General features: G+C 55.8%; 9 protein-coding genes. All 9 read left to right on the top strand.

All coding sequences use genetic code 11. The annotated features are described in order from the left end of the window. Positions 1-1,701, top strand: a 1,701-nt coding sequence (locus tag VGU61_RS08570; RefSeq protein ID WP_326858694.1) for a GspE/PulE family protein, incomplete at its 5' end; no start/stop codon positions are given. A gap of 53 nt (positions 1,702-1,754) precedes the next feature. Then, positions 1,755-2,990 carry a type II secretion system F family protein gene (locus VGU61_RS08565; RefSeq protein WP_326858693.1) on the top strand — a complete coding sequence of 412 codons (1,236 nt, stop codon included), beginning with the start codon at positions 1,755-1,757 and terminating at the stop codon, positions 2,988-2,990. Next, positions 2,987-3,517, top strand: coding sequence for a prepilin-type N-terminal cleavage/methylation domain-containing protein (locus VGU61_RS08560; RefSeq protein WP_326858692.1), 531 nt, complete (start codon positions 2,987-2,989; stop codon positions 3,515-3,517). Before VGU61_RS08565 ends, VGU61_RS08560 begins: the two co-directional genes overlap by 4 nt. A 35-nt stretch (positions 3,518-3,552) precedes the next feature. Next, positions 3,553-4,011, top strand: coding sequence for a type II secretion system protein (locus tag VGU61_RS08555; protein WP_326858691.1), 459 nt, complete (start codon positions 3,553-3,555; stop codon positions 4,009-4,011). 97 nt (positions 4,012-4,108) lie between these two features. Then, a complete protein-coding gene (locus VGU61_RS08550; RefSeq protein WP_326858690.1) occupies positions 4,109-4,648 on the top strand; it encodes a type II secretion system protein in 540 nt (179 codons plus the stop codon). Next, positions 4,632-5,207: a type II secretion system protein gene (locus tag VGU61_RS08545; RefSeq protein WP_326858689.1), complete on the top strand. Its 576-nt coding sequence runs from the start codon at positions 4,632-4,634 to the stop codon at positions 5,205-5,207. The genes VGU61_RS08550 and VGU61_RS08545 overlap by 17 nt, the downstream gene beginning before the upstream one ends. 1 nt (position 5,208) lies before the next feature. After that, positions 5,209-6,114: a prepilin-type N-terminal cleavage/methylation domain-containing protein gene (locus VGU61_RS08540; RefSeq protein ID WP_326858688.1), complete on the top strand. Its 906-nt coding sequence runs from the start codon at positions 5,209-5,211 to the stop codon at positions 6,112-6,114. Next, entirely contained in the window at positions 6,111-6,569 is a 459-nt protein-coding gene (locus VGU61_RS08535; protein ID WP_326858687.1) for an agglutinin biogenesis protein MshP, read from the top strand. The genes VGU61_RS08540 and VGU61_RS08535 overlap by 4 nt, the downstream gene beginning before the upstream one ends. A 38-nt stretch (positions 6,570-6,607) precedes the next feature. Next, positions 6,608-10,117: a DUF6701 domain-containing protein gene (locus VGU61_RS08530; RefSeq protein ID WP_326858686.1), complete on the top strand. Its 3,510-nt coding sequence runs from the start codon at positions 6,608-6,610 to the stop codon at positions 10,115-10,117. The last annotated feature ends 213 nt before the right edge of the window (positions 10,118-10,330 follow it).

The raw sequence follows: 10,330 nt of genomic DNA, 5'->3' as shown, positions 1-10,330 counted from the left end.
GAAAAAATCCGCCTGGGTGAGATTTTGGTACAGCAGAAGCTGCTTTCGGAAGAACAGCTTCAGTTCTCGCTTGGCGAACAAAAGCGGACCGGACGCAAGCTGGGGCGTGTTTTCATCGAGAACGGGTTTGTCACGGAAGATGAAATCTCCGGCGCGCTTGCCAAGCAGTTAAACATCCCGTACATCAACCTCAAGTTCTACAATCTCGTTCCAAACATCGTGCGTCTCCTGCCCGAGACGCAGGCCCGCCGGTTTCGTGCCATCGTTCTGGAAGACCGCGGTACCACGCTGCTGATCGGCATGGCCGATCCGACCGACCTTTTTGCCTACGACGAAATCGCCAGATCAACACGCCGGACGATCGAACTGGCGGTGGTCAACGAAGGCGAACTGCTGCAGACGATCGACCGGATCTACCGGCGCACGGACGAAATCACCGACTTCGCCCGGGAACTCGAACAGGATCTCGGCGACAGCTATGTGGATTTCGGTTCGCTCGGCGGTGCGCCGGGCATCGAAGAAGCGCCGGTCGTCAAATTGCTGCAGTCCGTATTTGACGATGCGACCCAGATCCGGGCTTCCGACATTCATATCGAACCGCAGGAAACACGCCTCCATATCCGGTTTCGCATCGACGGCGTTCTCCATCTGCAAACCGAAGCCGACATCAAGATTGCCGCCGCGCTGGCATTGCGCCTCAAGCTGATGTCAGGCCTCGATATCTCCGAGAAGCGGCTTCCGCAGGACGGACGGTTTGCGATCAAGGTCAAGCAGCAACAGGTGGACGTACGTATCTCCACCATGCCCAGCCAGTACGGCGAATCGGTCGTCATGCGTCTGCTGAACCAAGGCGGCGGGACATTGAAGCTGGATTCCATCGGTATGCCGCCGACCATGCTGAAACGATTTCGAAGGATCCTGCAAAGACCGAATGGACTGGTGCTGGTCACCGGGCCGACGGGAAGCGGCAAGACCACAACGCTGTACGGCGCACTGGCCGAGCTGAATTCCATGGAACGCAAGCTGATCACGGTCGAAGATCCGGTCGAATATCGTCTGCCCGGCATCACGCAGGTGCAGGTCAATGAAAAGATCGACCTGACATTCTCGACCGTGCTCCGTTCGGCGTTGCGGCAGGACCCCGATGTGGTGCTGGTCGGCGAGATGCGCGACCACGAAACCGCGCAGATCGGCATGCGTGCCGCACTGACCGGCCACCTCGTCCTCTCCACGCTGCATACCAACGACGCGATGAGCACGCCGATTCGTTTGCTGGACATGGGTGTGCCTCCCTACATGGTCGCCACATCCCTGCAGGCAGTGCTTGCCCAGCGCCTGGTGCGGCAGATTTGCGAGAGCTGTGCGGAGCCTTATTCGCTCAAGCCAAGTGAGCGCCAGTGGCTGGCCCATGAACTGGGGGACTCTGTCCATTCCTATACCTACGCGCATGGCAAAGGCTGTTCACATTGCAACGGTACCGGGTACCGTGGCAGAACAGGCGTCTACGAGATGCTCGAAATGACCGATGCAGTGACGCATGCGGCAAATCATTACGATCAGGAGCAGTTCATCAAAATCGCAAAAGAGCAGATGCGGCATCAGACATTACGTCGCCATGCGATTGACTTGGTTGCACGCGGAAAGACAACGCTGGCCGAAGCGATGCGGATCAGCCACCAGGCTGACGACGAAATCGCTTGATGTCAGCGATCGGCCAGGAATCATGAACGACAGTACACGCCACAGGACTTAACGTGCCCTTTTTCTCCTATAAAGCCCGCAATGCCAGGGGCGAACTGTTGCAAGGAATTCTGGAGGGAGCCGACAGTGGTGCGGTGGCGGATCAGTTGTTCAATACGGGCATCACGCCCATCGAAATTGCCGTCACCACGAAGTCGGTCGCCGATAGTGGCGAATCAATCTGGGCACGGCTGACTGAAAGAAAAGTGCAGCAGATCGATGTGCAACTTTTCAGTCGCCAAATATATACCCTGTTAAAAGCGGGTGTGCCCATCATGAGGGCGCTTGCGGGTTTGCAGGAATCCGCAATCAACCAGGCGTTTGCGCGCGTGATCAAAGACTTGCGGGAATCGCTTGATGCAGGGCGGGAGCTGTCGGCGGCGATGCGGCGGCATCCGACCGTGTTTTCGTCGTTTTACACCAGCATGGTTCGCGTCGGAGAAATGACCGGCCGGCTGGAAGAAGTATTTTTGCGCTTATTCGACTATCTCGAATTCGACCGTGAAATGCGGGAACGCGTCAAATCCGCATTGCGCTATCCGATGTTTGTCATCATCACCATGGTGGTGGCCATCGGTGTGATCAATGTATTTGTGATTCCCGCCTTTGCGAAGGTGTATGCCGGGTTCAAGGTTGAATTGCCCTTGATGACCCGAATTTTGATCGAGACGTCGAATTTCACGGTCAAGTACTGGCCGCTGATCCTGGTGTCACTGGTCGGCGCAGGCGTGGCATTCAAGCTCTACACCGGCACTGCCAACGGCAAATATCAGTGGGATCGCATCAAGCTTCGCATGCCGATCGCGGGGTCGATCATCCTTAAGGGGACGCTCGCCCGGTTTGCGCGCAGCTTCGCCTTGTCGAGCAAGAGTGGTGTTCCTATCGTCCAAGCCTTAAGTGTCGTGGCGCAAACCGTCGACAACAGTTATATCGGCAGCAGGGTGGAGCAGATGCGCGATGGGGTGGAGCGCGGCGAGAGCATTCTGCGCACCGCGGTGACGACGGGCGTCTTCACGCCGGTCGTTCTGCAGATGGTTGCCGTTGGCGAGGAAACCGGTGAGCTCGACGAACTCATGGATGAAATCGCGCAGATGTACGAGCGCGAGGTCGAATACGAACTAAAAACCTTGTCCGCTCGAATCGAGCCGATTCTCATCGTATTCCTCGGGGTGCTGGTGCTGATCCTTGCGCTCGGCGTCTTCCTGCCGATATGGGATCTGGGACGTGTGGCATTGCAAAAAGGATCATGAAAACAACTCACATCCGATTTGCGCAAGGCAGGGGATTCACCCTCATTGAACTGGCAGTCGTGGTCTGCGTTGTTGCTTTGCTTGCAACTGCACTCCTCAATCGAATCAATTTCTATCAGGAGCAGGCCGAGAAAGCCGCGATGGAAAGCACGGTGGGCGCATTGCGCAGTGCGTTGCACCTGCAAATGGCCTCTTTGCTCGCCAAATCAAAGGAAGGCGATATTCCGAATCTTGTAAGACAGAACCCGATGACATGGTTGGCAGAAAAACCACCCAATTATGTCGGTGAATATTTTGCGCCAAAACCACAGGACGTTGAAATCGGAAATTGGTATTTTGACTTGCATAAGAGAAACCTAATATACTTGCCACGCAACAATACTTTTTTGCGTATTGGGCAGGGCGAGCCAAACCAGGTGAGTTTTCAAGTTCGTTTGGTCACTGCTTCACAAGACAGTGGCGCGGAGGACGAAAACAGGATTGTAGGTGTAACTCTGGATCCAGTTGTTTCTTACAAGTGGTTCTGATTCGGAATGAAATTCTTTTGATTTAAGGGGACAAAATGAGAAACACAAATGTAAGAAGCCAGCAATCCGGTTTTACATTGATCGAACTGGTTGTGGTGATCGTTATTCTGGGGATTTTGGCGGCTACGGCGATTCCGCGGTTCACTGGCATGTCCGAAGATGCGCGTAAAGCGACAGTTCAGGGCATGTATGCCGCAGTTCAATCAGCCATGGCAATCACTCATGCTCAAGCTCTGGTTCAGAATAAAGCAACCGGTAGTGCAACTATTACGATGGAAGGCTCCGACGTAACTTTAGCAGAGGGCTATCCAACGGCAAATGCAGCCGGAATTGCAGCAGCTCTCTCGACATTTGAAGGTTTTGACCATACCAATGGTGTCTTTACACCCAAAGGTGGCACTTACGCAAATTGCCGAGTTACCTATACTGCCGCATCTGCAGGTCCTCCAGTAGTGCCAGCAAGAGCAGTAATAGATGTGACAAACTGCAAATAATTAGTTCTCATACTGCTCCCCAGGCCCAGCTTGAAGCCAAGACTGGGCCTTGTGCATTAAATGGGCTAGAGCAAACAAGGCTGGAGTGTCGACTATCATGAAGCAGCGAGGTTTCACATTAGTGGAATTAATCTCTATGCTCGTAATACTGGGCATTCTCGCTGCCGTTGCAATGCCATACTTCTTCCAAACCCAAACCTTCGATGCCCGCGCGTTCTCAGACCAAGCGCAGTCAATGATGCGGTATGCGCAAAAACTCGCTATCGCGCAGAACCGTGAAGTGTTTGTCCGCCTTAATGGCAATAGTTTCGCATTCTGCTTCGCGCCTTTCGCCAGCGGCGGTTCATGCGCCGATCAGGTTCCTGCGATATCAAACAATAATAGCGGCACTGCAGCGACCTTGGCCCAGTGCAGCAACAGCAGTACGTGGCTTTGCGAAGCTATTCCATCTGAAATGACCTATGCAGCGACGCCGGCGTCGAACGGATTTTACTTCGATGCACTCGGCAAGCCCTATAACGTCGGCGATGCGATTCCTAACTCGACGTTTGCGACACTGAAGATTTCGCTAACTGGCGGGGGAATGACCCGGAACCTGATCGTGGAACGGGAGACCGGTTATGTTCATCCCGAGTAAACACGCAAACCTTTTTCGTCAGCGTGGCCTTACGCTGATCGAGCTTGTTCTGTTCATCGTCATCATCAGCATCGCAGTGATCGGTGTATTGCAGGTGATGTCCACGACGACGTCTCGCAGTGCCGATCCGCAGATGCGCAAGCAGGCGCTCGCGGTGGCCGAAGCATTGCTCGAGGAAGTCTTGCTGATGCGGTTCACCAGATGCGATCCTGATGCAATTGATGTAATTAATAATGTGTGTGCTGCAGGCGGGGACGAAGCCATGGGGCCGGAAGCAGGAGAGGTACGAGGAAGCGCTACTCGTCCATTCGATAACGTTAACGATTACGATGGATTCAATCTCGCCGGGGGTGGTCAGGGTCTCGGAAATGCCGCAGGTGTCGTGGTTCCTGCGGGTTATTCGGCAGCCGTCAATGTGGTGCCAGAGTCTAATTTTGGTGCTGGAACAGCAGTGCCTCAAGCACGGGTGCTGAGGGTCACGGTGAACGTTACATATAACGGCGGCAACGTGGAGCTTCAGGGCTATCGCGTGCGCTACACAGCGGATCCCTTGCCATAACATGAGAACAAAGTTCATCACCTACGAGCAGGGCTTTACGCTGGCGGAAGCGGTGATCGTCATCGTCATTTCCGGCATCATCTTCGGGATCGTAGCGATGTTTATCCGGCTTCCGGTGAAAGGGTACGTCGACACGCAGGCAAGGGCTGAACTCACCGATATCGCAGATACGGCATTGCGCCGGATGGCGCGTGATATAAGGCTGGCCCTACCCAATAGTGTCCGCGTCACCACGGCAGGAAACCGGCAATACGTTGAATTTCTGTTGACGAAGACAGGTGCACGTTATCTGGCTGAAGAGGATGAGCCAAACCCAGGACGGCCGTTTCTGCGGTTCGCGCAAGCGGTCAACTGCGCCACGAACGAGAGTGACTGCCAATTTGAAGTTGTCGGCCCAATGCCAAGTGAAGCTCAGACCATCGTTCCGAATGATTTCATCGTGGTGTACAACCTTGGCCCCGAACAGGACCCGGCAAACGCCTATAGCAACTGCACCACCCCTTGCAATAGGGCGAGGGTTGCGAAGGTTGATGGAGCAATTATTACCATCGCAGCGAATCCTTTTGCTATTCAAGACAATGGCGGCTTCCGGTCTCCCGGACGTCATTTCCACGTGGTGACGACACCTGTCACGTATGAATGCGACCCGAATACGGGCCAACTCAGGCGATATTGGGATTACCAGATCAGCGCAAATCAGCCTTCGTCTCCCGATTCGGCGCCATTGGGAGAGGCTCTCGGGAAGGCATTGCTGGCGACGAACGTTCAGCGGTGTGCGTTCAGCTACAACAATATCGCCAGCCAGCGCACCGGCCTGGTCGGCATCGGCTTGACCTTGGGAGCCGCAGGCAGCAACACCCACGAAGTCAGCCTGTTCAATCAGGTCCATGTGGATAACACGCCATGAATTCGAAAATGCAGAGAGGGAAGCGGTCCTTGCAATTAAAGTGGCGCGATGCGGAACAAGGTTTCAGCATCGTGAGTGCGGTGTTCCTGTTGGTGGTGCTGTCTGGATTAAGTGTGGCAATGATCCGGTTTTCCACGATCCACCACACTAGCGCCGCGATGGACGAACAAGGCGTCCACGCCTATCAGGCTGCGCGTGCAGGTATCGAATGGGGTTTGTATCAGGCTCTCAGATCCGGTTCCTGCGATCTCAATCAATCGTTCACACCCCCGGCGCCAAAATTGAGCCAATTCCGTGTAACGGTGGATTGCGTGTCTACCCCGTCTGATGCCGCCCCCATTGTTGTCCGGCGAATCAAATCGTTCGCCTGTAACCGCCCGGTCGGGGGCGCGTGCACCGAAGCGACGGCTGGCGGGCCGGATTATGTAAGCCGCGTATTGCAGGTTGTTTTTTGAGTGCTTCCATGAACAGACTTCACGGGAACAGAAATATCATGCATTCCATCGTTTCGATGATGGCGCTGACCATCGCTTTGCTGTGGAGTTCCTGTGCGCTCGCCGTCACGCAAACCCGCAGCCCTACCAATTGCGTGAACGCGACGGGAGTAGGGATCAGGGCATGGACCAATGCCGGTAATGCGCTCGCCAGCGACAATGTCCGTGCCACGGTGAGCGTGAACGACAACGAGATCAGCAACTATCTGGGGTGCGTGGGATACGGGTTCAACATTCCCGCCAATGCTACGATTACCGGCATCAGGGTCAACATCGAGCGCAGCTCAAACAACGATGCAACGCAACGGGATTTTTCGGTGCGACTGGTGAAGGCCGGTGCGGTTACCGGCGGCGATCGTGCGACGACCACGGTCTATACCACGACCGATACCTATGAAGCGCATGGCAGCGCGACCGATCTCTGGGGGACGACATGGACTGCGGCAGAGATCAACAGCGCACTTTTCGGCGCCGCGCTGTCCGCCCGCAAGGTAGGTACGGGAGGCAACTTCAGGGATATTTACGTCGATCACATCCAGATCGAAGTGGATTACGCCCTTCCATGTACGCCGCCGCCCAATGCGCCGGCGAACATTGGGCTGACGTGCGTGTGCGACAATTTTGGTCGCTCCAGTCTCAACCCTTCAACGATTTTCGGTGCGGACTGGGCGCTTTCTCATAGCGATGGGATTGGAAATCCCGGCATCAATCAGACGACGGGATTGCTTCGTCTGACGGAGAGCACGGGCTACAACGCCAAGGCCGCAACGGTGCCCAGCATATTCCCTGCGGCCGGCAATTACATCTCGGTGGAATTCCAGCACTATGCCTATAACGGTACGAACCCGGGAGCGGACGGGATTGCCGTGACCCTGTCCGATTATTCCGTCCCGGCAGTACCGGGCGCGTTCGGCGGCTCGCTCGGCTATGCGCAACGCAATGACACCGGCAACCCGCCGGGCTTCGCCGGTGGTTGGGTGGGCGTGGCAATCGACGAGTACGGCAACTTCCAAAGCCCGACCGAAGGCCGGATTCTCGGTCCGGGTCGCATCATCCAGTCGATAGGCGTGCGCGGACCCGGCAGGGGTTCCAACGGGTATCGCTGGTTGGGCGGAACAGGCAGCAATCCGGGCGGAATGCCGATCGACAATTTTGCATCGACCGTACCGGCGCCGGGACATATGTACCAGGTGATCGTGGATGCGCGCGGATTTGCCGGCGGCAACGTCAATGTCACCGTGAATCGTGATGCGAGCACACGTGACGGTACCTCCTATTCAACGCTTTTCGGACCGTTCAATGCATACACAGAAGCGAACTTCGCGGTAAGCCAGGGGTGGACTTCAAAGGTAGTGCCGGATTACTGGAAAATTTCCTTTACCGGCTCCACCGGCGGCTCCGACAATATCCATGAGATCGGCGGCCTGCGAATTTGTGCCCAGACCGTGCTGCCGCCTACGGGCGGCATTGCCAGCGGCTTCTCCGCAATTGATGAGGGCTACCCGACGGCGCCCAACTCCAGCATTCCGGCTTACCAGAATTTCCAGACAGGCAATATCTTCATGAAACTGGTCGGTACGCCGTTCAGGTTGTGGGTGGCCGCACTAACGACCTCGGGTATTTCCAGCGCCTATGCAGCCGCCAGCAACAGGCACGTGGCGGTCAAGCTCGTCGACAATACCGATGGCGTCTGCGGAACGGATGCCGCCCGCACCTGCAACGCCGGCTGTGCCGGCAAGGCGGCAGTCGAGGCAGGCGCCACACAAACCATCACCTATACGTCGAGCGACCCTGGCGCCAAACTTTCGCCATCATTTACCCTGAACTCCGCCTGGAAAAATCTTGTCGCCGTGGTCCGGGAATGCACGAGTTCCGCCTGCACCTCCTTCACCACGACTGCGCCGGCATGCTCCGTTGACTCCTTCTCGGTACGCCCCTTAAGCGTCGCGTCCGTTTCCACAAGCGCCACCAGTGCTACTACTGCCGGAACGCCTGTCTTTAAAGCTGGTGCGGATAAATTCTCGATCACGGCCACCACTGAGGGCGTAGCCAATCGCCCGAGCGGATACACAGGTACCTTAAGAATCGACAATAAAACGCTCATCCCTTTGAACCCGGGCGGGGGCTTTACCGATCCGGCGGCAGGTACCGTCTCGCCCACCAGCTTTTCCGCGGCAACGTCGGGTATCGGTTTTTCAAGCGCTACAGGGTCTGACTTCACTTACAGTGAAGTAGGAGCGTTTACCCTGCCTGGTTACAGTCCGATTACCAATGCCACGTCGCCCAGAGGTATCTTCGATGGGGTGACCGCGGAGGAATGCCAGGCCATGGGTAATTCCGTGTGCAACGGTCTCAAGATGACGACCTGGTCCGGTATCGATAGCGTCAGCACGAAGAATGACTGCGTCCAGCATAGTTACTCGAACGTGAAGGATGCAACCGGCCGGTATGGCTGCAACTTCGGAATCGTCGCCAACACTTCGGTATTCGGCCGTTTCATTCCCCACCGATTCCTTCTCAGTGAAGGAACGGTCGTCAATCGCAGCGACATAGGCGGTGGCGCGGGATGTCCTGCCCCGGATCCGAACTCCTTCACCTACATGGGTGAACAGATGAAGGTTGGATTCACGTTGACCGCGGTGAATGCGTCGGGAGAAATCACAAAGAACTACAAGGGGCCATATGCGCGCCTGTCCGCTACCGACTGGCTAGGATTCAATACGCCCAATACCATGGGCTTCTGGATGACGGCTGTCGACCAGCCTGTCGGAGCGGGTACCTGCCGAGCGATCTTTTCCGGTACGGCGCCTTACACGACCAGCTTTCAATGCAGCGGCGTCAGCACTCCAGCATCGCTCAACCGTGCCGCCGGGAGCCGGGTAGCGGTGCTTCCGACGCCGGCCGCAGCAACCTGGAGCGATGGCATAAGCCCATTTTCCGCGAATGTCATTCTTCATAGGGCCGACAAGGCCGACGGTCCGTATGCCAAGGTGAAATTGGGAATCGCGCCGAGAGACCAGGATGGCGTGACGTTGACTGCTCTCGATTTGGATGCGGACGACACAAGCGGCAACGATCGCGCGGAAATTGCGCAGACCGCACAACGCTACGGACAGATGTTCATCTTCAATTCCTATGGATCGGAGGTGTTGGATTTGCCGGTGAAGGTCGAGGCGCAATACTGGAACGGCTCGACCTTCGTTTCCAGCGCCGACGACAATTGCACACCGATTGCACCAGCCAACTTTACGGTGGGGCCGACACCAACGGCTGGAGTGGCGACATCGATCCTGCGATCGACGGGCACGTTGAAGGAGGGCGCTGGAACGATTTTGCTTGCCAAACCAGCCGCAGCCCTGAGCAAGCCGGGAAGCGCAATCGTCCGATCTAGTAGCACATCACCTTCGGCTGGTGCGCTCGACAGCTATTTGCCCGGTGTCGGCGTACAAACATTTGGTGTCTACAAAAAAGATGGCGACATCATTTACCTGCGTGAACTGCACTACTGAAATCATGCATGGAATGATTAATAAATAAGCAACGGATTTATGCCGTTATTTTCAGGTATTGAGTCAAGGAAATTTGATTGACATCAATACGTTATTCACTTAACTTCAGGCAAGTTCCTAATCGAAGCGACGGGTATGGGTTTGTTCTCGAAAACGAAAAAACGTAATGGATGGATGGCGTTCAGCTTTCGAGAAAATGCCCTATTTGTTGCA

Source organism: Noviherbaspirillum sp. (genome assembly GCF_035944575.1).
In the GTDB taxonomy this organism is placed as follows: Bacteria; Pseudomonadota; Gammaproteobacteria; order Burkholderiales; family Burkholderiaceae_D; genus Noviherbaspirillum.
Note: the sequence above shows the minus strand (reverse complement) of the source record. Positions and strands in the feature narration are given on the sequence as shown.

Bases quoted from the DNA above. Each gene is read 5' to 3' on its own strand.
- VGU61_RS08555 (WP_326858691.1), top strand. From the start codon at position 3,553: ATGAGAAACACAAATGTAAGAAGCCAGCAATCCGGTTTTACATTGATC.
- VGU61_RS08545 (WP_326858689.1), top strand. From the start codon at position 4,632: ATGTTCATCCCGAGTAAACACGCAAACCTTTTTCGTCAGCGTGGCCTT.
- VGU61_RS08540 (WP_326858688.1), top strand. From the start codon at position 5,209: ATGAGAACAAAGTTCATCACCTACGAGCAGGGCTTTACGCTGGCGGAA.
- VGU61_RS08530 (WP_326858686.1), top strand. From the start codon at position 6,608: ATGCATTCCATCGTTTCGATGATGGCGCTGACCATCGCTTTGCTGTGG.
- VGU61_RS08560 (WP_326858692.1), top strand. From the start codon at position 2,987: ATGAAAACAACTCACATCCGATTTGCGCAAGGCAGGGGATTCACCCTC.
- VGU61_RS08535 (WP_326858687.1), top strand. From the start codon at position 6,111: ATGAATTCGAAAATGCAGAGAGGGAAGCGGTCCTTGCAATTAAAGTGG.
- VGU61_RS08550 (WP_326858690.1), top strand. From the start codon at position 4,109: ATGAAGCAGCGAGGTTTCACATTAGTGGAATTAATCTCTATGCTCGTA.